23 protein-coding genes are annotated in these 24769 nt (G+C 65.1%); 12 read left to right on the forward strand and 11 right to left on the reverse strand.

Going from position 1 to position 24769, the window contains the following annotated elements; all coding sequences use genetic code 11:
• Window positions 1–20 precede the first annotated feature (20 nt).
• The 3 genes from ACWW36_RS14345 to ACWW36_RS14355 all read left to right on the forward strand — a co-directional run bounded on the left by ACWW36_RS14345 (window position 21) and on the right by ACWW36_RS14355 (window position 3676).
• A complete protein-coding gene (locus tag ACWW36_RS14345; protein WP_456142169.1) occupies window positions 21–1463 on the forward strand; it encodes a basic amino acid/polyamine antiporter in 1443 nt (480 codons plus the stop codon).
• Between the two features lie 26 nt (window positions 1464–1489).
• Window positions 1490–2734 carry an arginine deiminase gene (locus ACWW36_RS14350; protein ID WP_456142170.1) on the forward strand — a complete coding sequence of 415 codons (1245 nt, stop codon included), beginning with the start codon at window positions 1490–1492 and terminating at the stop codon, window positions 2732–2734.
• 87 nt (window positions 2735–2821) lie between these two features.
• A complete protein-coding gene (locus ACWW36_RS14355; RefSeq protein WP_456142171.1) occupies window positions 2822–3676 on the forward strand; it encodes a mycofactocin-coupled SDR family oxidoreductase in 855 nt (284 codons plus the stop codon).
• A gap of 158 nt (window positions 3677–3834) precedes the next feature.
• Here ACWW36_RS14355 and ACWW36_RS14360 read toward each other — a convergent pair whose 3' ends face one another.
• The 4 genes from ACWW36_RS14360 to ddaH are packed head-to-tail and all read right to left on the reverse strand — an operon-like array spanning window position 3835 to window position 8324.
• A complete protein-coding gene (locus ACWW36_RS14360) occupies window positions 3835–4716 on the reverse strand; it encodes a universal stress protein (RefSeq protein WP_456142172.1) in 882 nt (293 codons plus the stop codon).
• Window positions 4713–6248, reverse strand: coding sequence for an amino acid permease (locus ACWW36_RS14365; RefSeq protein ID WP_456142173.1), 1536 nt, complete (start codon window positions 6246–6248; stop codon window positions 4713–4715). Before ACWW36_RS14365 ends, ACWW36_RS14360 begins: the two co-directional genes overlap by 4 nt.
• A 16-nt stretch (window positions 6249–6264) precedes the next feature.
• Window positions 6265–7539, reverse strand: a complete 1275-nt coding sequence (rocD, locus tag ACWW36_RS14370) for an ornithine--oxo-acid transaminase (protein WP_456142174.1) — start codon at window positions 7537–7539, stop codon at window positions 6265–6267.
• Window positions 7512–8324, reverse strand: a complete 813-nt coding sequence (ddaH, locus tag ACWW36_RS14375; RefSeq protein WP_456142175.1) for a dimethylargininase — start codon at window positions 8322–8324, stop codon at window positions 7512–7514. Before ddaH ends, rocD begins: the two co-directional genes overlap by 28 nt.
• A gap of 113 nt (window positions 8325–8437) precedes the next feature.
• On the opposite strand from ddaH, the gene ACWW36_RS14380 reads away from it, so the two are divergent.
• Both ACWW36_RS14380 and ACWW36_RS14385 read left to right on the forward strand, forming a co-directional pair.
• Entirely contained in the window at window positions 8438–8884 is a 447-nt protein-coding gene (locus ACWW36_RS14380) for an Lrp/AsnC family transcriptional regulator (protein WP_456142176.1), read from the forward strand.
• Window positions 8885–8940: 56 nt separating this feature from the next.
• Window positions 8941–10116 carry an NAD(P)/FAD-dependent oxidoreductase gene (locus ACWW36_RS14385; protein ID WP_456142177.1) on the forward strand — a complete coding sequence of 392 codons (1176 nt, stop codon included), beginning with the start codon at window positions 8941–8943 and terminating at the stop codon, window positions 10114–10116.
• On the opposite strand, the gene ACWW36_RS14390 is transcribed toward ACWW36_RS14385, so the two are convergent.
• From ACWW36_RS14390 to mftR, 4 genes are all read right to left on the reverse strand, one after another.
• On the reverse strand, window positions 10113–11414 hold the full coding sequence (locus ACWW36_RS14390; RefSeq protein ID WP_456142178.1) for a VOC family protein: 1302 nt from the start codon (window positions 11412–11414) through the stop codon (window positions 10113–10115). The two genes, ACWW36_RS14385 and ACWW36_RS14390, sit on opposite strands and share 4 nt — an antisense overlap.
• Entirely contained in the window at window positions 11411–11935 is a 525-nt protein-coding gene (locus ACWW36_RS14395) for an RNA polymerase sigma factor (RefSeq protein ID WP_456142179.1), read from the reverse strand. Before ACWW36_RS14395 ends, ACWW36_RS14390 begins: the two co-directional genes overlap by 4 nt.
• 85 nt (window positions 11936–12020) lie before the next feature.
• Entirely contained in the window at window positions 12021–13667 is a 1647-nt protein-coding gene (locus ACWW36_RS14400; protein ID WP_456142180.1) for an NAD-dependent malic enzyme, read from the reverse strand.
• Window positions 13668–13726: 59 nt separating this feature from the next.
• Window positions 13727–14329, reverse strand: a complete 603-nt coding sequence (gene mftR / locus ACWW36_RS14405) for a mycofactocin system transcriptional regulator (RefSeq protein ID WP_456142181.1) — start codon at window positions 14327–14329, stop codon at window positions 13727–13729.
• 94 nt (window positions 14330–14423) lie between these two features.
• Between mftR and mftA the strand changes: the two genes are divergently transcribed.
• The 7 genes from mftA to mftG all read left to right on the forward strand — a co-directional run bounded on the left by mftA (window position 14424) and on the right by mftG (window position 20893).
• Entirely contained in the window at window positions 14424–14516 is a 93-nt protein-coding gene (gene mftA, locus ACWW36_RS14410; protein WP_456142182.1) for a mycofactocin precursor MftA, read from the forward strand.
• Window positions 14517–14519: 3 nt separating this feature from the next.
• Entirely contained in the window at window positions 14520–14798 is a 279-nt protein-coding gene (gene mftB, locus ACWW36_RS14415) for a mycofactocin biosynthesis chaperone MftB (RefSeq protein ID WP_456142183.1), read from the forward strand.
• Window positions 14795–15961, forward strand: coding sequence for a mycofactocin radical SAM maturase (gene mftC, locus ACWW36_RS14420; RefSeq protein WP_456142184.1), 1167 nt, complete (start codon window positions 14795–14797; stop codon window positions 15959–15961). The genes mftB and mftC overlap by 4 nt, the downstream gene beginning before the upstream one ends.
• Before the next feature lie 2 nt (window positions 15962–15963).
• Window positions 15964–17157, forward strand: a complete 1194-nt coding sequence (gene mftD / locus ACWW36_RS14425; protein WP_456142185.1) for a pre-mycofactocin synthase MftD — start codon at window positions 15964–15966, stop codon at window positions 17155–17157.
• A 134-nt stretch (window positions 17158–17291) separates the two neighbouring features.
• Entirely contained in the window at window positions 17292–18035 is a 744-nt protein-coding gene (mftE, locus tag ACWW36_RS14430; protein ID WP_456142186.1) for a mycofactocin biosynthesis peptidyl-dipeptidase MftE, read from the forward strand.
• A complete protein-coding gene (gene mftF / locus ACWW36_RS14435; RefSeq protein WP_456142187.1) occupies window positions 18032–19444 on the forward strand; it encodes a mycofactocin biosynthesis glycosyltransferase MftF in 1413 nt (470 codons plus the stop codon). The genes mftE and mftF overlap by 4 nt, the downstream gene beginning before the upstream one ends.
• Before the next feature lie 9 nt (window positions 19445–19453).
• A complete protein-coding gene (mftG, locus tag ACWW36_RS14440) occupies window positions 19454–20893 on the forward strand; it encodes a mycofactocin dehydrogenase MftG (protein WP_456142188.1) in 1440 nt (479 codons plus the stop codon).
• On the opposite strand, the gene ACWW36_RS14445 is transcribed toward mftG, so the two are convergent.
• The 3 genes from ACWW36_RS14445 to ACWW36_RS14455 form a co-directional block, all read right to left on the reverse strand.
• Window positions 20880–21545, reverse strand: a complete 666-nt coding sequence (locus tag ACWW36_RS14445) for an aspartate/glutamate racemase family protein (RefSeq protein WP_456142189.1) — start codon at window positions 21543–21545, stop codon at window positions 20880–20882. The genes mftG and ACWW36_RS14445 overlap by 14 nt on opposite strands.
• A 7-nt stretch (window positions 21546–21552) precedes the next feature.
• Complete coding sequence (locus ACWW36_RS14450; RefSeq protein WP_456142190.1) at window positions 21553–23070, reverse strand: NCS1 family nucleobase:cation symporter-1; 1518 nt, start codon at window positions 23068–23070, stop codon at window positions 21553–21555.
• A gap of 66 nt (window positions 23071–23136) precedes the next feature.
• Entirely contained in the window at window positions 23137–24720 is a 1584-nt protein-coding gene (locus ACWW36_RS14455; RefSeq protein ID WP_456142191.1) for an MFS transporter, read from the reverse strand.
• Between the last annotated feature and the right edge of the window lie 49 nt (window positions 24721–24769).

The raw sequence follows: 24769 nt of genomic DNA on the forward strand, positions 1-24769 counted from the left end.
AGTGAATGCGTCGACGGTCTATGACGGCAACGGAGCAGCCTGAAAAGGTCACCGAAAAGGTCAGTCTTCCAACACTGACCGCGATGGTCGTCGGCTCGATGATCGGTTCTGGGGTCTTTCTGCTGCCGCGCCGCTTCGGCACCGAGACAGGTGTGCTCGGCGCGATCATCGCCTGGACGATCGCCGGAACTGGAATGTTGATGCTGGCCTTCGTTTTTCAGCGTCTGGCGATGCGCAAACCGGATCTGGACGCGGGCATCTTCGCCTACGCCAAGGCAGGGTTCGGCGACTACGTCGGCTTCAATTCGGCCATTGGGTATTGGGCATCGGCATGTGCGGGCAATACCTCGTACTGGGTGCTCATCACCGCAACGATGAGCGCGTTGGTGCCGGGCTTCGGCGCGGGCGACACGGTGCTCGCGGTGGTGGTATCGGCCATCTGCGTTTGGCTGTTCGCCTTGCTCGTTATGCGCGGCGTCAAGGACGCGGCTGTCATCAATTACATTGTCACTATTGCCAAAGTCGTGCCGATCCTGATGTTTATCGTGATCGCGATCGTGGCGTTCAAGGCCGACGTCTTTGCCGACAACTTCTGGGGGGACAAGCACTATTCGTCGTCCTCGGTGCTGGCGCAGGCGAAGGGCACGATGCTGATCACCGTGTTCGTGTTCCTCGGCATCGAGGGCGCGAGCGTGTACTCGCGAATGGCGCGCAAACGTGAGGACGTCGGGCGCGCCACCGTGATCGGGTTCATCAGCGTCCTCAGTGTTTTCGCATTGGTGACGCTCGTGTCGTACGGCGTAATGCCTCAGGGCGAACTGGCGACCGTCAGCCAGCCGTCGATGGCTGCTGTGCTGGAATCCATTGTGGGACATTGGGGGTCGATCCTAATCCGCGTGGGTGTGATCGTGTCGGTGCTCGGGGCGTACCTGGCATGGACACTGATGGCCGCAGAAGTCCTCTACATCCCGGCGACCACCGACGACATGCCGAGATTCCTGGCGCGCACGAATCGTCATGGTGCTCCCAAGCCGGCCCTGATCATGGCCGCCGGGCTCATCACCCTGCTGCTGATCGCGCTGCTGTTCGCCGCGGATGCGCTTGACTTCATGCTCGACCTGACGGCGGCGTTGTCATTGATTCCGTATCTGCTCGCGGCGGCGTACGCACTGAAGCTGACGGCAACGCGCGAGACATACGCCGACCAAGAACCGCGGACGACGGACATGGTCATCGCTGCCGTTGCGACGGCGTACACGGTGTTCCTGATCTATGCGGCGGGAGTCGACAAGCTGCTGCTGTCCTGCATCCTGTACGCCCCTGCCGCCCTGCTTTACGTCAAGGCGCGACGCGAACGTGGATTGCGGGTGTTCAGGGTCGCCGAGGCGGTGCTCTTCGGTGTGATTGTCGTCGGCGCCATCATCGGTGTGGTGTCCTTGGCAACTGGGGCTATCGAAATCTAGCGGCCCGCTTGGTGAGAGGAACTCAGGTGACCAAACCGTCCGCCGCCTACGGCGTTCACTCCGAGGTCGGCAAGCTGCGCAAGGTATTGGTGTGTTCGCCCGGCCTTGCTCACGAGCGGCTCACGCCCAGCAACTGCGACGATCTGTTGTTCGACGACGTGCTGTGGGTGCAGAACGCCCGTCGCGATCACTTCGACTTCATCGACAAGATGCGCGACCGCGACGTCGAGGTGGTTGAGCTGCACGACGTGCTCACCGACACCATGAAGATCCCCGAAGCGAAAGCCTGGCTGCTCGACCGCAAGATCGTTCCGAACGAGGTCGGCCTCGGCCTTGTCGACGACACCCGCAGCTACCTCGATTCATTGCAGCCACGACGCCTCGCCGAGCTGCTGATCGGTGGCATGTCAACCCGCGACCTGCCCAAGGACATGAAGTCGGGCTATCGGGCGCTGGCACGCGAAAGCACCGGCGTCACAGAGTATTTGATGCCGCCGCTGCCCAACACGCTCTACACCCGAGACACCACCTGCTGGGTTTATGGCGGCGTCACTTTGAACCCGCTCTTCTGGCCGGCGCGCCACGACGAGACCCTGCTGATGAAGGCCATCTACGAATTCCACCCCGACTACGTCGGCTCCCGGGTCTGGTGGGGCGATCCCGAAAAGCAATGGGGTCTGGCCACAATCGAGGGCGGTGACGTGTTGGTGCCCGGGCAAGGGGTCGTCATCATCGGCATGAGCGAGCGCACCTCCCGGCAGGCCATCACCCAGGTGGCGGCGACGCTGTTCGCCGAGGGCGGCGCCACCGAGGTGATCGTCGCGGGCATGCCAAAGCTCCGAGCCGCCATGCACTTGGACACCATCTTCACCTTCGCCGATCGCGACGTGGTGACCATCTATCCCGACATCGTCGACGCGATGCAAACTTTCGTGCTGCATCCCAGCGACACCGATCCCGGCGTGGAAGTGGAGGAGGCCGACAAGCCGTTCGTTGAGGTGGTGGCCGCCTCGCTCGGCTTGGGCAAGCTGAGGGTGGTGGAGACCGGCGGCACCGCCTACGACTCCGAGCGCCAGCAGTGGGACAGCGGCAACAACCTCGTTGCCGTCGAACCGGGCGTGGTGTTCGCCTACGACCGCAACACCCACACCAACACTCTGCTGCGCCGGGCTGGCATCGAGGTGATCACCATCGTCGGTGCCGAGCTGGGCCGCGGCCGGGGCGGAGGTCACTGCATGACGTGCCCGCTGATCCGCGACCCCGTGGAGTGAGGGGCGTGAGAGGGCCCGGCCCGGGTCACTAGAACACGTTTCAGTTCGGCTGTTAGCCTGGTCCGCAGCCCCACGAAAGGAGCAGCGGTGACGGCATCTGGCGGATCCCTGGAAGGGCGAGTGGCATTCATCACGGGGGCCGGGCGTGGTCAGGGGCGGGCCCACGCTGTGCGCCTCGCCAGCGAGGGCGCCGACGTCATCGCGGTCGACGTCTGCGGCCCGGTCTCGGAGACCATCACCTATCCGCTGGCGACGCCCGAAGAGCTCGCCGAAACGGTGCGGGCGGTCGAGGCCACCGGCCGCAAGGTGCTGGCGCGCGAGGTGGATGTCCGCGATCTCGCCGCGCTGCAACAGGTCGTCACCGACGGTGTCGAACAATTCGGCCGGCTCGACATCCTCGTCGCGAACGCCGGTGTGCTCAGCTGGGGCCGAATCTGGGAGATGTCGGAAGAGCAGTGGGACACCGTCATCGACGTGAACCTCAACGGCACGTGGCGCACGGTCCGCGCGGTGGTGCCGGCGATGATCGAGGCGGGCAACGGCGGCTCGATCATCATCGTCAGTTCATCGGCCGGCTTGAAGGCGACGCCCGGCAATGCGCACTACGCGGCCTCCAAACACGGTCTCGTCGCGCTGACCAACTCGCTCGCCATAGAAGCCGGCGAATTCGGCATCCGCGTCAACTCCATCCACCCGTACTCCATTGAGACGCCGATGGTGGAGAAGGAGGCGATGATGGCCATCTTCGCCAAGTACCCGAGCTATCTGCACAGCTTCGCTCCGATGCCATACCACCCCGTCAATCACGAGGGGAAGAAGGGCCTGCAGGAATTCATGACGGCCGAAGAGGTTTCCGACGTCGTCGCGTGGCTGGCAGGTGATGGGTCGGCGACGATATCGGGAAGTCAGATCGCCGTCGATCGCGGCACCATGAAGTACTGATCTGACAAACCACCGCCTAGTCAGAGGTTGATGGCAGACGTGTCCTTGATGGTGGCGTTGAACTGCATCGTCCGATACGGCCATCCCGTCGCCGTATTCCATTGCGACACGACCAAATCCACCTTCGTCACCAGGGTCGCAAGCTGCGCGACGACGAATCAGCCCGGCAGCACGAGCACCGGCACCGGGCTATATCGCAGAATCTTGGATCCACGCGAACCCAGGAAAACACGGGCGATTCCGCCGGCCGGCGACGTGCCGATCGCGAGCAGCTCGCCCTCCTGCCAGTCGGCAGCGTCGAGTGCCTCATCCCAGCCGTTGCCGGTGACCACCTGCAGAACCACGTCGTCACCGACTACACCGTCGGACCTCAACTGAGACAGCGTCTGCCGGGCGTGGGACGCCAACTGCTCGAGGATCGAGTCCTCGGCGCGCAGCCCCACCTCCGGTGGATACATCGTGCGGCCACGAACCGCGAACGTGATGACCCGCATAGGAACACCAAGCTGCTGCGCCAGTGCCGCAACGCGTTCCACCACGGGTAGCGTGTCGGGAGTGCCGGGGTAGGCCACTGTGATGCGGCTCAGCCCACCGGCTTTCGACCCGCGGTAGCCACGCGGACTGATGGCCACGGGAACTGGTGAAGAATGGAGTAACCGGTCGGCCGTCGATCCGATCACGACCTGCCCGAGCTTGCCGTCGGCAGCCGATCCCAGCACCAGCACCTCGGGTTCGAGTTCAGCGACGGCTTCCAACAGCCCGCCAGACGCCGACCGGTGAGAAACCTTGTGGTACTTCACATCCAGCCCGTCGGCGAGGGCGCCGACGACCTGCTGCGCTTCTTTGGCCGAGTTGGCCGCCAATTGATCCGCATATTGGGCATACTCGGCGTCGATGCGGCCCAGCGACGGCGTCATCCATGGCCTCGGCACGACGGTGACGACCGTCAACGACGTCTTCAACGTCCTCGCCGCTTCGACCGCCAGATACAAAGATGACCGGCCACCCTTGCTGGCCAGGTAGCCGACGGCAATGGTCACGGTTCGTCCTTCGGCGGGCTGACGAAATGGTGATCCTTCGGTTCTGCGACGAACATGACGTCGTCGTCACCGGGAACCGCGGTCGGGATAAAGCCATCGGCGCCACCGGCATTGAGGGCGCTGTGACGGCGGCCCCAGAACAAGTAGAACAGCAGCACGAGGCCGACACAGCCGCCGAACACCAACCATGTCTGCCAGCGCAGGCCGTACAGCACGGCCGCGCACGCGAGCACGGAGAGGACGGGTGTGACGGGATATCCCGGCACCTTGAAGGGGCGCTCGAGTTCGGGTTCGCGGACTCGCAGGATGATCACGCCGATCGACACCGTGATGAAGGCGACCAGCGTGCCGATCGACACCGCATCCAGCAGCCAGGTCAGCGGAATGAAACCGGCAAGGATCCCGGTAGCCACCGCGACGATGATGGTGTTGCCGACCGGAGTCATGCTGCGCGGGTTGACCTTCGCGAACATCGACGGAAGCAGTCCATCCCGGCCCATCGCGAACAGGATGCGGGTCTGGCCGTACATCACGACCAGAGTTACCGAGAAGATCGAGATCACTGCCCCCGCCGCCAGCAGCGTGCTCGCCCATGTGCCGCCGGTGATCTTCTCCAGGATCACTGACAGCCCCGCTTCGGCCTGTTCGTCCGACCCGAACTCGGCGGCGTCCTGCGTGCCGAGGCCGGCGAAGGCCACAAGGATGTAGAAGCTGGTGACGACGATCAGCGCGGCAATGATCGCGCGGGGCATGGTCTTTTGTGGATCCTTCACCTCGTCACCGGCTGTCGAAACCGCGTCGAGGCCGATGAACGAGAAGAAGATCATGCTCGCCGCAGTGGTGATGCCGGCCAAGCCTTTGTCCCAGAACCCGTGGAAGTGGTCGGCGTTGAAACCGGTGAGCGCGATGACGATGAACATCAGAAGCACACCCAGCTTGATCAACACCATGATGGTGTTCACCGTTGCCGACTCGCTGGCACCGCGGATCAGCAGCAGCATGCACATCCCGATCAGCAAGACGGCGGGTAGGTTGACGATGCCCGGGGTGGCGTCCCACGGGGCCGACGTCAATGACTGCGGGAGTTGCCAGCCAAACAGGTTGTCCAACAACTTGTTCACGTACCCGCTCCACCCGACCGCAACGGCGGAGATGGACACGCCGTACTCCAGAAGCAGACAGGCCGCCACACCCATCGCGACGAATTCACCCATCGTCGTGTAGGCGTACGAATACGTCGATCCCGAGACCGGCACCGAAGACGCCATCTCCGCGTAGCAGATCGCGGAAAGGCCCGCCGCGATCGCCGCAAGCACAAACGACACAAGCACCGCGGGACCCGCCTCGGGCACCGCCGCAGACAGCACGAAGAAGATACCGGTACCGACGGTCGCGCCGACACCGAACAGGGTCAGCTGGAAAGTGCCGATGCTTCTCTTCAGGTGATCGGAGGCACCGTGGGCGACAGGGGCGCCGGCGACAGGCCGACGACGCCACAACTGCTCGGAGAAGCTTGTCGATGGAGCGGTCATGGTGCCTCCTGTGGACCTATAACTGAGTACCGGACAAGTGTGAACCCGTCTCCGCCAAAACTTCGGCGAACTGGCCAATCGCCCAGTCGATCTCCTCGGCGGTGATGACCAGCGGCGGAGCGAAACGCAGTGTGGAGCCCTGCGTGTCCTTGACCAAGACTCCCCGCTCGGCGAGCTTCATGCTGATCTGCTTGCCGGTGGCCAGATCCGGGTCGATGTCCACTCCTGCCCACAAGCCCATGCCACGCACGGCAACTACGCCGTGACCGACCAGGGCGCGCAACCGGCGGTGCAGGTGCTCGCCGAGTTCTGCTGAGCGGGTTTGGAATTCACCGCGCTGCAGCATCGCTACCACCGTGGTGCCGATCGCGGCGGCGAGCGGGTTACCGCCGAAGGTCGAGCCGTGCTCGCCGGGATGCAGCACGCCGAGGACGTCACGGTTGGCCACCACGGCCGATAACGGAACCACACCGCCGCCAAGGGCTTTACCGAGCAGATAGATGTCGGGCACGACGCCCCAGTGCTCACACGCGAACGTGCGCCCGGTGCGCGCCAAGCCGGACTGGATCTCGTCGGCGATCATCAACACGTTGCGCTCGGTGCACAGTGCGCGCATGCGCGGCAGGTAGTCCGCGGGCGGCACGATGATGCCCGCCTCGCCCTGGATGGGCTCGATCAGCACCGCGACGGTGTTGTCGTCGATCGCCGCTGACATGGCTTCGGCATCGCCGAACGGCACGGCACGGAATCCTGGCGTGTACGGACCGAAGCCTCGGCGGGCGGCCTCGTCGTCGGAGAAACTGATGATGGTTGTGGTACGGCCGTGAAAGTTGTTGCGCGCGACGACAATATTGCCCTCGCCAGCCGGTACCCCCTTGACGTCGGTGCCCCACTTGCGGGCCACCTTGATGCCGCTCTCTACCGCTTCGGCGCCGCTGTTCATCGGCAAGACCATGTCCTTGCCGCAGAGCTCGGCCAACGCCTCGCAGAATGGGCCCAGTCGGTCGGAGTGGAACGCCCGGCTGACCAACGTCACGGTGTCGAGCTGCGCGTGCGCCGTCGCGGTGATCTCCGGATTGCGGTGCCCGAAGTTGACCGCCGAGTAGGCGGCCAGGCAGTCGAGATAGCGCCGGCCGTCGACGTCGGTGATCCATGCGCCCTCGCCGCTGGCGGCGACCACCGGCAGCGGCGAGTAGTTGTGCGCGACATAGCGGTCATCGATCGCGATCGCCGCTTCGGTTGTCGTCACGGTGTCAAGAATGGTCACGGATGTACCTCCAGCGTGCAACATTTGACGGATCCACCGCCCTTGAGAAGCTCCGACAGATCCACACCGATCGGCCGGAATCCTGCCGCGTGCAACTGCCCGGCGAATCCGGAAGCAGCGGCGGGCAGTACGACGTTGAGGCCGTCGGATACGGCGTTCAGGCCGAGCACATACGCGTCGGCGCTGCCGACTTCGATGGCGTCGGGGAACAACTCGAGCAATTGCTTGCGCGATGCTTCGCTGAACGCCTGCGGGTAGTAGGCGATCGTGGTGTCGTCGAGCACCGCCAACGCCGTGTCGAGGTGGTAGAAGCGCGGGTCGACCAGTTCCAGGCTGACGACCGGCATCCCAACGGTCTTGGCGATCTCGTCGTGGGCGCGGCGCGCGGTACGGAAGCCATAGCCGCCCAACACGATTGAGCCGACGACGAGTAGATCGCCCTGACCTTCGTTGAGATGACGCGTATATAGCGGCTCGTAGCCGTGGAAGGCCATCCATTCCGCGTACGCGTCGGCCTCGCCTGCGCGCTGCGGATGGGCGAAGCGGGCCACGACGGCGGTGTCGTTGACAATCAGCCCACCGTTGGCGGCGTAGACCATATCGGGAAGGCCGGCGACGGGTTCGACCATCTCGACGGTGTGGCCCAATTCCTTATATGTCTGGCGCAGCGTCTCCCACTGGTTCATCGCGATGTGGGTGTCGACGGTCGTCGACGTGTCCATCCACGGATTGATGGCGTACTCGACGGCGAAGAACGTCGGGGCCGTCATCGCGTAGTGGCGAGGGCGCGCCGTGCGCGTGATCGTCATGATTCAACGATATTTGGTCTCGATTTTGCAATCAATCGCCGTTTGTTGCGTGTCTACCAGTCATCTATTGCGCCAGGCGCTGAAATACGGCAGTTTGTTGCGTGGAGGTGATCATGGAGCGTCTGGACGAGACCGACGAGCGGATCCTTGCCGAACTGGCCGAGGACGCCAGGGCGACGTACGCCGAGATCGGGCAGCGGGTGAACCTGTCGGCGCCGGCCGTCAAGCGGCGGGTCGATCGCATGCTCGACAACGGCGTCATCCGCGGGTTTACCACTGTCGTCGACCGCAATGCCCTTGGCTGGAACACCGAGGCCTACGTGCAGGTGTTCCGCCACGGCACCATCGCGCCTGACGAGCTGCGAAAGGCGTGGATCGACATCCCCGAGGTGGTCAGTGCCGCCACCGTCACGGGCACAGCCGACGCGATGCTGCACGTGCTCGCGCGCGATATGCGGCATCTGGAGGAGGCGCTCGAGCGGATTCGTTCAGCCGCGGAGGTCGAGCGCAGCGAGAGCATCGTGGTGTTGACGAACATCATCGATCGGATGCGGGGCTAAGACGCCAACCGCAGGGTGGCGTACATATCGCCGGGGCCATCGTGTAGAAACCCCACGTGAGCACATCTGGTGGCGTCGTGATCGTCGGAGGCGGGCTGGCGGCCGCACGCACGGCTGAGCAGCTGCGCCGTTCCGAATACTCCGGGCCGGTGACCATCGTCAGCGACGAGGACCATCTGCCATACGACCGGCCTCCGCTCTCCAAGGAGGTGCTGCGCGCCGAAACCGACGACGTAACCCTCAAGCCTGCCGAGTTCTATGAGGAAAACGACATCACGATTCTCCTCGGCAAGGCTGCGCGTTCGGTGGATACCACCGCGCAGACGGTGACGCTGGCCGACGGCAGCTCCATCGCCTACGACGAGTTGGTCATCGCGACGGGGTTGGTGCCCAAGCGGATTCCGTCGTTTCCTGATCTTGCGGGGATTCACGTCCTGCGGTCGTTCGATGAAAGCCTGAAGCTGCGTGGGGAGGCTGGCTCGTCGCGCCATGCTGTGGTTGTCGGTGCCGGGTTCATCGGGTGTGAGGTCGCGGCCAGTCTGCGTGGTCTCGGTGTCGACGTCGTCCTGGTGGAACCGCAACCCGCGCCGCTGGCGTCGGTGCTCGGTGAGCAGATCGGATCGCTCGTCGCGCGGCTGCACCGTGCCGAGGGCGTCGATGTGCGCTGCGGCATCGGGGTCGCCGAGGTCCGCGGATCCGAGCGTGTGGAAAAGATCGTGCTGTCCGACGGCAGCGAGCTCGACGCCGATCTTGTGGTGGTTGGCATCGGGTCACGTCCCGCCACGGGCTGGTTGGACGGCAGCGGCATCGAGGTGGACAACGGCGTCGTCTGCGACGCGGTCGGTCGTGCCAGCGCCCCGCACGTGTGGGCGATCGGCGACGTCGCATCGTGGCGCAACACCGTGGGAGATCAAGTGCGCGTGGAACATTGGAGTAATGTCGCCGACCAGGCGCGCGCCCTGGTTCCGGCGATGCTCGGTCAGGAGCCGCCGGCGGCCGTCACAGTGCCGTACTTCTGGAGTGACCAGTACGACGTGAAGATCCAGTGTCTTGGTGAGCCCGAGGCCACGGACACTGTGCACGTCGTCGAGGACGACGGCCGCAAGTTCCTCGCGTTCTACGAGCGCGACGGTGTGGTGGCCGGTGTCGTCGGCGGGGGCATGCCGGGCAAGGTGATGAAGAGCCGAGCCAAAATTGCTGCGGGTGCACCGATTTCGGACGTCCTCGGCTAGAGTTCGCCGAGATAGAAGCGCGTGCCCTGATCGTCGGTGCACTGCGCCGACTTCCCGTAGGCCTCCTGCGACGGCCCGTCGATGACGGTGCCGCCGGCCTCCCTCACCCGGACAACGGCCGCGTCGATGTCCTCCACCATCCACATCGGCACGGTCACCTGTTGGGCGCTGCCGCCCGCCACACCGGCCATCGGATGCGTCTGCTGCACCTGCCAGCCGTCCTGAATGCGGCCAGGCTCGAACGTCCAGAACAACACGCGACTGTAGAAGGCCCTGAACTCCGCCGAATCCGTCACCTCGTAGGTGATGTACGAAAGCTCGCCCGGCCCAGAGCCATTGAGCTCCGGACGCGCCGTACCGGGTGCCGGCTCGAACACGGCGAACACGGTGCCCGATGGGTCGGTAGCGTCCAGCACGGTCCCGAAGTCGAACTCCTGTGCTTCACCCACGCTGCCGCCGCCGTCCAGTATCGCCTGCCGGGCCCCGTTCAGGTCGGCGACCGCGTAGCAGCAGAGCATTCCCTGCGGACTGGCGACGCTGAAGATCCCGATGCGCTGCGTGGTGTTGGTGACCTGATGGCTTTGCGGGTCGTACGTCCACCCCAGCACGTGGCCGTAGAACGCGGCGGCGCGGTCGGCGTCGGACGTCCACACCGAGACGTAGCCGACATCGCCGTGCTGGATGGGCGTCGCGGCACCGGTGACCGGGCCGGACAGCATCCAGCGATGGCCGAACGGGTCGATGATGGCGGCGCTTCGAGCGCCATAGTTCTCGTACGGTTCCCGCTGCACGTCGGCACCCCGTTCACGGGCGCGTTCCAGGGCGGCATCGGTGTCTGGCACTCGCAGCATCAGGCTGACTGAAACGGACTGCGGTGCAGGAGCTTTCAAACCGATCTCGGGATACTCGTCGGCCAGGTACAGCACGCCGCCTGCCATCGCCAGCTCGGCATGGCCGATGCGGCCGTCGTCCATCTCGATGGGTTCTCCGACGAGCGTCGCGCCGAGAGCGTCGACATACCAGGCGATGGCCTCGCGCGCATTGGCGACGGCAAGGTACGGCAGCGCCGCAGGTCGCGGGGGAGCGGTCGGAGTTGCCACCGCGGCCGGTTCGGTCAGTTCGGCGATGGCGGTGTCGGTACCACTCATTTCCACTCCTTGCGTTCGATTGGGTTGGGCCGCAAATAACTTCGCAGCGGACTCGAGGCGTGCGCGCAGGCGGGCCGCGAACGCCGGATCGGGCTGGACCGGAAGTTCGTCACCACGCAGCACGGTCAGCGGATCCTCGCTGTTGTTCACGATTTCCCTCCCTCCCGCTCCGGGTAGTGAGATCTGAAGGCGCGACGGGCCCGCACGAGCAGCGCCTCGGTGGCGTGCACGGTGCGGCCGATCAGCTCCGCGCACTCGGGCACGGAGCAGTCGTCCATATAGCGCAAGGCCAGCACTGTCCGATGCTGCTCGGGCAGCTTGGCCAAAACGCTCTCGGCGACGATCCGGTCGAGCTCGACGTCCCAGTCGTCCGCTGGGTCGACGGGTTCGGGTAGCTGCGCTACCGGAACGCTGAACCGGTCACGCCTACGGCGGTAGTGATCGGCCAGCTTATGGCGCGCCACCCCGAGCAACCACGGCACCGTGATCGGTGGCGGCGCGTCTTTCCGCGCGGCGTCCATCGCCGCCAGAAAGGTTTCCGACGCCAGGTCTTCGGCGGTTCCGCGGTCACTGCAGCGCCGCACGAAATAGCCGTATACGACCGGCAGCGCGTTGTCGTACAACGCCAGCAGTGCCCGCGGAGCGTCGTTGCCGCTCGGTTCGGCGCTCACACCCTTATCGTCGCCGTTGCGACCCGAACTCCGACGGGTTGGTTGAGAAATTCTTCAGCGGTTCAGCGGTTCAGCGGCTGAGCGCTCAGCGGCGGTACGCGGGTGTCCAGCGCACGTCGGCGATGCGTGACGCCAGTTCTTCGGGGCTGCGCTTGGGCGCCACGCCGTCTGCGACGGCCTGGACGGAGACGGCGTGGGCGATGCGGACGGCGATCTCGGGTATGTCCGACCATGCGGGCAGCAGCGGCTGGGTCGGATCGGCCAACGCGGGCGAGGCGTCACCGAGCGCGGCGGCGGCGGAGCGCAACATCTCGTCGGTGACGCGCGTTGCCTGTGCTGCGGTCACGGCGAGTCCCATCGCGGGGAAGATGTAGGCGTTGTTGCACTGCGAGATCGGTCGTTCGACGCCGTCGCGCTGCAGGGGCGCGAACGGTGAGCCCGTCGCGATCAGCGCGCGCCCGTCGGTCCAGGCGTCCAATTCGGCCGGATGCGCTTCGGCGCGACTGGTCGGGTTGGACAGCGGGAAGATGATCGGTCGCTCGCTCTTGCCCGCGAGTTCTCGGACGATCTCCTCGGTGAAAGCCCCAGCAGCCGTGGACAATCCGAGTAGAACGCCGGCTTCGACATTGTGAACGACGTCGGCCAGGCCGGCGGTGCCGGACAGGCCCCAGTCCGCGACGCGGCCGACCGGCTGGGCGAACTTGCGCTGCCCAGCGGACAAGTCGGTGCGATCGTCAGTCAGTAGGCCCACGACGTCGACGACCCAGATCCGCGAGGATGCCTCCTGCGCGGACAGCCCTTCGGTCACCATCTGGCGGTGGACCATCTCCAGTACGCCGATGCCTGCCGAGCCGGCACCCAACATCACGACCTGCTGTTGTGACAGCGGACGACCGGCGACCGTCGCTGCGCCGTGCAGCGCGCCGAGTGTGACGGCCGCGGTGCCCTGGATGTCGTCGTTGAAGGTGAGCAGCTTGTCGCGGTAGCGCTCGAGGATCGGCAGTGCGTGCGCGGTTGCGAAGTCCTCCCATTGCAGCAGTACGCTCGGCAGTTCTTCGGCCACGGTGTTCACGAAATCGTCTATGAATGCGTAATACTCGTCGTCGCCGATCCGCCGGTGCCGCCAGCCGAGATATTGCGGATCCTCCAGAAGCTCGACGTTGTCGGTGCCGACGTCAAGCACGATCGGCAGGGTGCGCGCAGGGTCGATCCCGCCGATCAGTGTGTACAGCGAGAGCTTCCCGATGGGGATGCCCATGCCGCCGATGCCCTGATCGCCAAGGCCGAGGATGCGCTGGCCGTCCGTCACCACGATCACGTCGACGTCGTGCCGCGGGCGATTGCGCAACACCTCGCGCAGCGAGTCGCGGTCCGGGTAGGAGACGAACAATCCCCGGGGACGCTGATAGATCTCGCTGAACCGTTGGCAGGCCTCGCCGACGGTCGGGGTGTAGACGACCGGCATGGTTTCCGAGATGTGGTCGCTCAGCACCCTGTAGAACAGGGTTTCGTTGCGGTCCTGCAGGTTACGCAAATAGATGTGTTTGTCGATGGCGTCGCGGCGCCGGGAGAACTCACGCCAGCAGTGCTCGGACTGTTGCTCGAGGGTCTTCTCTGCGGTGGGAAGCAGCCCAAGCAAGCCGAATTCGCGGCGTTCCGCGCGAGTGAACGCGGTGCCTTTGGTCCACAGCGCGTCGAACAGCAGGGCTTGCCCGGTCTTCGCGTCCGACATCGGATCCCCTTTCGCGACGGCTCGAAACTATCGCGGCGGCGGGAGACGGTCGGGGCGATTCAGCGATCCAGGGCCCGCAGCCCGTCGCTGACTGTGTCGAATGCGTCGCCCAACGCCTGCGCCAGCGAAACCGATTCGTCGGCCAGCCAGTGCTCGTAAGCCGACAGCGCCGCCCCCAGCATCGTCCACGCCACGGTCTGCGGCACCAAGTCCTCGGGCTTGGTGCCCAACCGCTGCGCCACGAATACGGCGACGACGGCACGCCATCCCGCGTACATCGTCATCGAGTAGGCCTGCAACGCAGCCGTCTCCAGGATGACCCGCATGCGCTGGCGGTGCCGAGCTGTTTCCTGCTCGTCGAAGCTGTTGAACGCCAACAGCGCGGTGCGCAACGCGTCCCGAATTGGCACGTCCGGGTCTACACCGGCAAGCAGGTCGCGCATGTAGTCGAGGTGGGCGTCGAAGTCGCCCCAGGGCAGCGCGTTTTTCGAGGCGTAGTAGCGAAAGAGGGTGCGGCGGGCGATTCCGGCTGCCTCCGCGACGTCGTCAACGCTGACCTCGTCGAAGCCGCGAGCTGCGAAAAGGTCGATTGCGACATTGCTGATGTGGTCCCACGTCGTGGAGCGCCGACGGCCCACGCGATGCGGGGAATCCCGCCTCATAAGGACCCCACCCTTCCATTCTGGCACTGGATGCCATATTCTTGCGATCTCGATCACAATTGTCGAGATACTTGGCTAGGAAAGGAAGACGTTGATGGAGCCGAATCAGCAGGCTGAGACCGAAGCGCTCGTCACCGAGACCCTTGTCGAAGAGGTGTCGATCGACGGGATGTGCGGGGTCTACTGACCCATGACGGCGCCTGTGGCGTTCGACCCGGATCTGCGCTGGCGACTGCACCACCAGGTGGCGGTGCGGCCCGAGCCGTTCGGCGCGCTGCTGTATCACTTCGGAACGCGCAAGCTGTCGTTCCTGAAGAACCGGACGATCGTCGACGTGGTCAACTCGCTGAGTGAGCATCCCGACGCTCGTTCGGCCTGCCGTGCGGCGGGAATCGACGACGCGGCCCAGGCGCCCTATCTGCACGCACTTGGCGTGCTCGCTCAATCGAAGATGGTGGTACCGCAATGACGTCCGTACAACCTGCGCCGCGGCTGGTCGAACAGTTCGAGCGAGGCCTCGACGCGCCGATCTGCCTGACGTGGGAACTGACCTACGCCTGCAACCTGGCATGCGTGCATTGCCTGTCGTCGTCGGGCAAGCGCGATCCGCGTGAGCTGACGACGCAGCAGTGCAAGGACATCATCGACGAGCTCGAGCGCATGCAGGTGTTCTACGTCAACATCGGCGGCGGCGAACCGACTGTGCGTCCGGACTTTTGGGAGCTCGTCGACTACGCCACCGCGCATCATGTCGGTGTGAAGTTCTCCACCAACGGAGTTCGCATCACACCCGAGGTGGCGGCCAAGCTGGCCGCCAGTGACTACGTCGACGTCCAGATCTCACTGGACGGTGCGACGGCTGAAGTCAACGACGCCGTGCGTGGTGCCGGCTCGTTCGCGATGGCTATCCGCGCTCTGGAGAACCTTGCGTCGGCCGGGTTCAAGGACGCCAAGATCTCGGTGGTGGTGACACGTCACAACGTCGACCAGCTCGACGAATTCGCCGCTCTTGCAGCGCGTTACGGCGCCACTCTGCGCATCACCAGGCTGCGGCCCTCCGGCCGCGGCGCCGACGTTTGGGACGAACTGCATCCCACCGCCGAGCAGCAGGTCCAGCTCTACGACTGGTTGGTCGCCAAGGGCGATCGCGTACTGACCGGTGACTCGTTCTTCCATCTGTCCGGGCTTGGTGAACCCGGCGCGCTTGCCGGGCTGAACCTGTGCGGCGCAGGCCGTGTGGTCTGCCTCATCGACCCCGTCGGCGACGTGTACGCCTGCCCGTTCGCCATCCACGACCGCTTCCTCGCCGGAAACGTCGTGTCCGATAGTGGTTTTGACAATGTCTGGAAGAACGCGCCGCTGTTTCGCGAACTACGCGAACCGCAATCTGCCGGCGCGTGCAACAGCTGCGGTCACTACGACAGCTGCCGCGGCGGATGCATGGCCGCCAAGTTCTTCACCGGCCTACCGCTCGACGGGCCGGATCCCGAATGCGTAGAGGGCTACGGCGCACCGGCGCTGGCGAAAGAGCGCGTCAAGCCCAAGTCGAGCGTCGACCATTCCAGAAGCGGGCCCGTGATGCTGAAGCTGAGCACGCCTCCGGCCCGTCTGTGCAACGAAAGCCCGGTGTAGTCATGGCTCGCGACACATGGTTCGAGACGGTGGCGTTCTGTCAGCAGACCGCAAAGAAGCGCCTGCCGAAATCGGTCTACAGCGCATTGGTGGCGGCAAGCGAACGGGGTGTCACGGTCGCCGACAACGTCGACGCGTTCTCAGAGCTCGGCTTCGCACCACACGTCATCGGTGCACTTGAGAAGCGCGACCTCTCGACAACCGTTATGGGGCAAGAGATCTCGCTGCCTGTGGTCATCTCCCCGACGGGCGTACAGGCCGTCCATCCCGACGGTGAGGTGGCCGTCGCCCGCGCGGCTGCCGCGCGTGGCACCGCGATGGGTCTGTCATCGTTCGCGAGCAAGCCGATCGAAGAGGTCATCGCCGCCAACCCGAAGCTGTTCTTCCAGGTGTATTGGCTCGGCGGCCGCGACGCAATCGCGGCCCGTGTGGAACGCGCCAGGGAAGCCGGCGCGGTCGGCCTCATCGTGACCACCGACTGGAGCTTCTCGCACGGCCGTGACTGGGGCAGCCCGAAGATTCCCGAAGAGATGAACCTGCGCACGACCGTGCGCATGCTGCCGGAAGGGTTGACTCGGCCGCGGTGGTTGCTGCAATGGGCCAAGACGATGCGGCCACCGGACCTGCGCGTGCCCAACCAAGCGCCCAAGGGCGAACCTGGGCCGCCGTTCTTCGCGGCCTATGGCGAGTGGATGGCCACGCCGCCACCGACGTGGGAGGACATCGCCTGGCTGCGCGAGCTGTGGGGCGGACCGTTCATGCTGAAGGGTGTAATGAGGGTCGACGACGCGAAACGTGCTGTCGACGCGGGTGTTTCGGCTATTTCGGTCTCCAATCACGGCGGCAATAACCTCGACGGCACGCCCGCGTCGATCCGCGCGTTGCCTGCAATCGCCGACGCGGTCGGTGACGACATCGAGGTTTTGCTCGACGGCGGTATCCGGCGGGGAAGCGATGTCGTCAAGGCGTTGGCGCTCGGAGCGCGGGCGGTGATGATCGGCCGGGCCTATCTGTGGGGGCTGGCGGCCAACGGCCAGGCGGGCGTCGAGAACGTCCTCGACGTCTTGCGTGGGGGCATCGACTCCGCGCTCATGGGCCTCGGTCGCGCGTCGGTCCACGATCTGGTTGCCGGAGACATCGTCGTCCCGCCAGACTTCGCCCGCGCCCTGGGCGTGCCCGCGCAACCTGACGCGTAACCAGCAACCCCGCCGACCGCGAAGTACCTGGTACAGGCGTGGCGGAGGGGGCTAGCGTGGTTCGGTGGTGGGGTCTTGAGAAAAAATCTCGGAAATCAATTGCTGCGCATGCGCCAACAATTGGCGCACGCCAGGTGAATTCGGCCTACCATCGGCGGGTGGCTTTCCCCAGCGAGCTCGGGAACTCAACGTCGAGACAGCTGCACAGCACGTCGCCCGCGTTGATTGTTCCGGTCGGTTCCGTCGAACAACATGGACCCCACCTGCCGCTGGACACCGATACCCGCATCGCCACCGCGGTTGCCCGTGCGATTGCTGATCGACTCACGGACCGTAATGAATCCAATTGGATGCTGGCGCCCGCGATCGGCTACGGCGCGAGCGGCGAGCATGAGGGCTTCGCCGGTACCGTCTCGATCGGGACATCTGCACTGCGGCTGTTGCTGGTGGAGTACGGCAGGTCGGCATCGCAATGGGCATCACGCTTGGTCTTCGTCAATGGGCACGGCGGTAACGTCGAGGCGCTGGCCGCCGCGGTGGCTTTGCTTCGGTACGAGGGACGCGACGTCGGCTGGTGTTCGTGCAGTGCGGAGAACGCCGATGCGCACGCGGGTCACACCGAAACATCTGTATTGCTACATATTTCACCGTCGGATGTTTGGACCGAGGAACGTCAACCCGGCAACAACGCGCCGCTGGCCCAGTTGATGCCACAGATGCGTCGAGGGGGCGTGGCCGCGGTCAGCGAACTCGGCGTACTGGGTGACCCGACCACGGCGACGGCCGACGAGGGCGAGCGGATCTTTGCCGAGATGGTCGTCGCGTGTTTGCGGCGCGTCACCCGCTGGGTACCCGACCGTGACGGGATGCTGACATGACAGGACCGCGGCTGCCCGACGGGTTTGCCGTCCAGGTGGATCGCCGAGTGAAAGTGCTCGGTGAGGGCGCTGCATTGCTCGGCGGGTCACCCACCCGGCTGCTACGGCTGGCTCCCGCCGCGCAGACCATGCTCAACGGCGGACGGCTCGAAGTGCACGACGCCGTCAGCGCGCAGCTCGCACGCACATTGCTCGACGCCACCGTCGCGCATCCACGACCAGCCACTGGACCGTCACACCGCGATGTGACGGTCGTTATTCCGGTGCGCGACAACATTTCTGGCCTGCTACGCCTGGTGGCAGCATTGCGCGGCATGCGGGTCATCGTGGTCGACGACGGCTCCAACACTCCGGTGCAGGAAAGCGACTTCGCGGGGATGCACAGCGACGTCGCTGTGCTGCGGCACGAGCGCAGCAAGGGTCCTGCCGCCGCGCGCAACACCGGGCTGGCCGCATGCGACAGCGACTTCGTGGCATTCCTCGACTCCGATGTGGTGCCTCGGCGCGGTTGGCTGGAGGCGCTGCTCGGTCATTTCTGCGACCCTGCGGTGGCGCTCGTCGCGCCGCGCATCGTGGGACTGGCTCATGCCGACAACGTCGTGGCCCGCTACGAGGCCGTGCGATCCTCGCTCGATCTCGGCCTGCGTGAGGCACCGGTGGTGCCCTACGGGACCGTCTCCTACGTGCCAAGCGCGGCGATCATCTGCCGCCGTGCCGTGCTCACCGAAGTCGGCGGATTCGACGAGACACTCAAGTCTGGCGAAGACGTGGATCTGTGCTGGCGGTTCATCGAGGCCGGCGCCCGGCTACGCTACGAACCGATCGCGCTGGTCGCCCACGACCACCGTACGCAGTTGCGAGATTGGTTGGCGCGCAAGTCTTTCTACGGAGAATCGGCCGCGCCTCTGTCGATCCGCCACCCCGGTAAGACCGCCCCGCTGGTCGTCTCGGGCTGGACGCTCGTGGTCTGGATCCTGTTCGCGATGGGCTCGGGTATCGGCTACCTCGCGTCGATGATCGTGGCCACGCTCACCGGCCGTCGCATCGCCAAGTCGTTGAGCGCCGTCGAGACCGAACCCAAGGATGTGGCCGTGGTGGCCGCGCACGGTTTGTGGTCGGCGGCGCTACAGCTCGCGTCCGCAATCTGTCGCGACTACTGGCCGATCGCTTTTGTTGCGGCCCTGATATCGCGCCGATGCCGCCATGTGGTGCTGGTGGCGGCCATCATCGACGGAGTGGTCGACTGGATCACCCGCAACGGCAACGCCGAAGACGACACCAAACGGGTTGGCCTGCTCACCTATATTCTGCTCAAACGGCTCGACGACATCGCATACGGCGCGGGGCTGTGGACCGGTGTGGTGCGTGAGCGTCACGTGGGTGCGCTGAAACCCCAGATCCGGACCTGAAGCGGCACCTTGCACAGAAGCAGTGACGTGCTGATCGTCGGGGCGGGCAGCGCTGGATCCGTTCTGGCCGAACGGCTTTCCAGCGACTCCCGTTGCCAGGTGACCATCGTCGAGGCAGGTCCTGGCCCCGATGACCCGCAGGTGCGTACGCAGATCAGCAACGCGCTGCGGCTGCCGATCGGTGATGCGAGCTCGGTGGTGCGCCGGTACCCCACCACTCTCACCGACGCCCCACTGCGCCGCGCGCAGATCATGCGAGGCGCAGTGGTGGGGGGATCGGGCGCAGTCAACGGCGGGTACTTCTGTCGCGGACTCCCGTCGGATTTCGACAGCTGGGGAGTGGCGGGCTGGACGTGGAATGATGTCCTTCCGCACTTCCGCGCGATCGAAACGGACCTGGACTTCGACAACCCCCTCCACGGCGCGGGCGGGCCAATCCTCGTGCGTCGAGTTGCTGAATTCGACGGCTGCACAGCGGCTTTCGTCCACGCAGTGACGGATGCCGGCTACGAATGGGTCAACGATCTCAACGGCGCCACACCAGACGAGCCGTTGCCACCTGGAGTGGGAGCGGTGCCGCTCAACATCAACGGAGGGACCAGGGTTGGTCCGGGTGGAGCGTACCTGCAGCCGGCGATGAAACGTGACAATCTGACCTTGCTGACCAACACCCGTGTGCACGGCATCCGGATCGTCTCGGGCCGGGCTCTCGGCGTGGAATGCACCGGACCCGACGGCGACGTCGAGTTGTTAACAGATCGGATTGTCCTGTGCGCCGGGGCCATTGGGTCCGCGCACTTGCTGATGCTTTCCGGCGTCGGTCCTCGTGACGTACTGACCGCCGCGGGCATTCCCGTGACCGTCGAACTGCCGGTCGGTGCTGCGTTCATCGACCACCCGGAGTGGGTGCTGCCGGTGAATTGGTCGGCCACGCACGGATTACCGCCGTTGGAGGCAGTGCTCGCCACCGCCGACGGACTCGAAATCCGGCCCTACACTGCCGGATTCGGTGCGATGATCAGCGGGCGTCGCGACGACCCTGCAGACCGCCCGCACGTCGGTGTGGCGTTGATGCAGCCCAGATCCCGCGGCCGCCTGATACTCGCATCTGCCGACGCCGAGACGTCGCCCGTCATCGAACATCGCTACGATCGCGAGGCCGGCGACGTTGCGAAGCTGCGGGAGGGAGCCGAGTTGGCTCGCGAATTAGCCGGGGTGACAGCGGAAGTCGGGGAAACGTCGTGGTCAACGTCGCAGCATTTGGCCGGCACGGCCCCGATGGGTGGTGACGACGATCCCGCTGCCGTGGTGGACGCACAATGCCGGGTCCGTGGCATCGACGGACTCTGGGTTGTCGACGGATCGGTACTGCCGATGATCACGAGCCGCGGACCACACGCGACGATCGTGATGATCGGGCACCGGGCCGCACAGTTCATTGCTCAGTGAGCGCGACGAGGGCCTGCGCGAGGACCGTCGCCGCGACTACACCGTCGATCACCGGCACGCCCAACTGTCGGCGAAGTGGCGCGGCGAACCGCGCCATTGCCGCGCATCCCAACACGATTGAGCGGCTGCCGTCGACCTCGAGGGCGTGCTCACAGAGCTCGCGGATCGGGTCAACGGTGTTCGGGTCGGCGGCGATCCGTAGCACGGGGATATCGCAGGCGTAGACGCCGAGGCATTGCGCCGGCGTGTACGCCTTGGCGAGCTGCCACGCCCGTGGCACGGTCGTCGACATCGAGGTGACGATGGAGAAGCTTCCCGCGGCCAGAGCGGCGGCATGCATGGCCGCCTGGGCGATCCCGACCACCGGCGCATTGAGCGAGTCGCGAGCCTGCTCCAGTCCGGGATCGCCGAAGCATGCGATGACGTAAGCATCCGGTCGCGCCGCCGAGGGCCGACCGGCTGCGGTTTCGAGTTCGGTTAGTAGCCCTGGCAGGCAACGGCGTTCGTCGTCGTCGTTTTCGATGCTCGGTGGCCCGTGTTTGGGGTTCACCGCCTCCACGATCGTGCCGGGGTGCGCCACTGCAGCCGCGCTGGCGGCGATGGCCTCTGTCATCGAGGCCGTCGTATTCGGGTTGACCAGGAGCAGCCGCACGCGTGCGTCAGGTGCTAACCGGTTGATGCTCCGCGATGTCGGCGGCCGGCGCCGGGCTGGTGCGCATCGCCGCCATGTACAGGACGAACGCAAGCCCGCATCCGATAAACCAGCTGTACTGGGCAGCGGTGGTCATTCCCGGCAGATCGCCGAACAGCACGGGGAACATTGCGACGATCGCGCTGATCACCGTCACCACAATCGCCGTCAGGTTGTAACCGCCCATGTACCAATACGTTCCGGCCTTGGACATGGTGAAGAGGTCGTCGACGACGATGCGTTGCTTCTTCACCAGGTAGTAGTCAGCGATCAGCACTCCGAACAGCGGGCCGATGAATGCGCCGAGAGTCTCCAGGGTGTAGTGGATGACCTCCGGATTGTTGTACAGGTTCCACGGCGTGATGAGTACCGACCCGATGGCGGCGATCATGCCGCCGGCGCGCCAGCTGATCCGCTGCGGATTGACGTTCGAGAAGTCGAACGCCGGCGAGATGAAATTGGCGACGATGTTGATTCCGATGGTCGCAATGGTGAAGGTCAGGGCACCCAGCACGATCGCAAGCGTGTTGTCGATGCGCGCGACCGTTTCGACCGGGTCTGTGATGAGTTCTCCGAATACGGGGACGGTCGCGGCGGCGGTGACGACCACCAGCAATGAGAACATCAGAAAGTTGACCGGCAGGCCGAGGAAGTTTCCTCGCTTGACTGCGGCGAAAGTCTTGCCGTAGCGCGAGAAGTCGCCGAAATTGAGCATCGGGCCCGAGAAGTACGACACCACAAGGGCGATCGCGCCGAGCATGACCACGACGGTGTTGCCCGTCTTCTCGCCGCCGAGGTTGAAGCCGACATGCCAGCCGGACCGGTAGAGCAGATACCCGCAAAGGACGAACATCACGACGTACACGGCTGGGCCGCAGAAGTCGATGAACTTACGGATCGTCTCCATTCCGGTCCAAAACACGCACGCCTGCAATATCCACAGCAGCGCATAGGTACCCCAGCCCAGCAGCGGCAGACCGAGGAAACCGTATTGATCCACATCCGCGTACGGTGCCAGGGCCGGGAACAGCTTGAGTAGCACCACGTCAAGGGCCGCGGAAGCCAGATAGGTCTGGATGCCGTACCAGGCCACGGCGATAAGGCCACGGATGATGGCAGGCAAGTTGGCGCCCAATACGCCGAATGCGCTGCGGCACATCACCGGATACGGCACGCCTGCGGCCTGGCTGGGCTTGGCCACCAGATTGCACAAGATGTTGACGATCACGATGCCGATCAGCAGCGCGATCAGTACCTGCCAGCTCGACAGGCCGAGCGCGAAAAGGCTTCCTGCAGTGACATAGCCGCCGACGCTGTGCACGTCGGACATCCAGAAGGCGAAGATGTTGTACGACGACCAGGTCTGCTTCTCCAGGGGAATCAGGTCGTCATTGGCCAACCGCGGATCGTAAACGGCGGTGAAAGGCTTGGCGGTGGCAGCCGCCGCAACGGCGACGGCCTCTGCACTGTCGGCGGTTTCGGTCATCGCCCGACGCTATTGACCGCCTGTTTCTAAACCGTTGCGGCCGTGAAACGGCAACGCTGCGATGCTCTAGCTTTTCGGCCGCTTTGTCAGCCGCGCCACGATGTCGAACTGCTTGCCGTCGCGGCCCGGCGACCACACGGCGACGAAGGCCGAGGCGACGGCCAGACTGGCGGCCAGCACCAGCAGCGACAAGTCCATCGACCGGATGAAAGCCGACTCTGCGACGTCGGCCAGGTGCGCGCCGTTCGGGCCCATCTGCTCGGCGACTGCAAGGGCGTGGGCGAGGGAGTCAAGTGCCGCGGCGCGAACTTGTTCGGGAAATGCGGCCAGCGCCGGCGCAAGCAGGTTGTGGTACTGCGCGGCGAGCACAGAGCCTGCGACCGCGATACCCACCGCAGCGCCGACTTCCCGCGTGGTGTCGTTGACCGCTGACGCGACACCCTGCTTCTCGGTCGGGACTGCGTTCATGATCGCCGAAGTCGTTGGCGCAACACACAATCCGATGCCCGCGCTGGTGATCAGGAATGGTCCGACCAGGTCGAGGTAGGTAGACCCGGCATCAAGGAAGCGCATGGTGAAAAGGCCGATGGCGATCAGCAGCAATCCGAGTGAAACCGCTGTTCGCAGGCCGATTTTCGGCAGGTAGAGATGCATAGTCGCGCCGAGGGCCATGATCGGCACGGCCAACGGGGTGAGCGCGAACGCCGTCTGGATCGGGCTGTAACCCAGGATCAGCTGCATGTACTGCATTGCAACGAAAAAGAACCCGAAGTTGGCGAAGAACAGGCACGTGATGCCCACGGATCCGGTGGCGAAGTCGGGTCTGCCGAACAACCGGATGTCCAGCAGGGGATGCTTGAGCCGTAGCTCCACGACTGCGAACACGGCCGCCAGCACGATGCCTGCCGACATGCAGCCCCAGACGACCGGGTGCGTCCAGCCGCGGACGGGCGCCTCGATGACGCCGAAGACGAACACTGCGACGGCGCCGCCGATGAGGACGGCTCCCAGCCAGTCCAAAGGTGTTGCGGTGTCGTCTCGCGACGAGCCGATCGTCGCCGTGGCGATGAACAGGCCGAGCCCCGCCCCCGCGAACCCGTAGAAGATGGACTGCCAGGAAAAGAAGTTCAACAGGATCCCGGTACCCATGAAACCGACGATCGCTCCGGAACTTGCCACACCCGCCCAGATACCAACGGCTTTGTTGCGCTCAGACTTTGGGAACGACGCGGTCAACAGTGACAACGTCGCGGGCATGATGAACGCGGCGCCGACACCCGCGACCGCACGCGCGAGGATGATCTGAACCGGACTGTCGAATACGGTCGGCGAAAGCGAGGCGATCGCGAAGATGGCCAGGCCGGCGAGCAACGCGCCGCGGCGGCCGTACCGGTCCCCGATCGCGCCGGCGGGCAGCAACAGGCATGCAAGCACAAGGGTGTAACCATCGACGATCCAGGTCAATTGCGTCTGGTTTGCGGAGGTCGCGACCGCGATGTCGGGAAGCCCCGCGTTGAGCGCGACCATCGACGAGATGACCAACAGCACGTCGAGGGCGGCGACAGTCAACAACCAGATCCGCGCGCGTGGCGACACGTTCTTGACGCTGGCGTCGATATCCTGGGCAGACCGAGCGAGGGTGTCGACCATGGTCGTCGCTCTCCTTTGGTGGAGTATTTTTGAGACTAACAGTCTTGGT

Source organism: Mycobacterium sp. MMS18-G62, assembly GCF_053877835.1.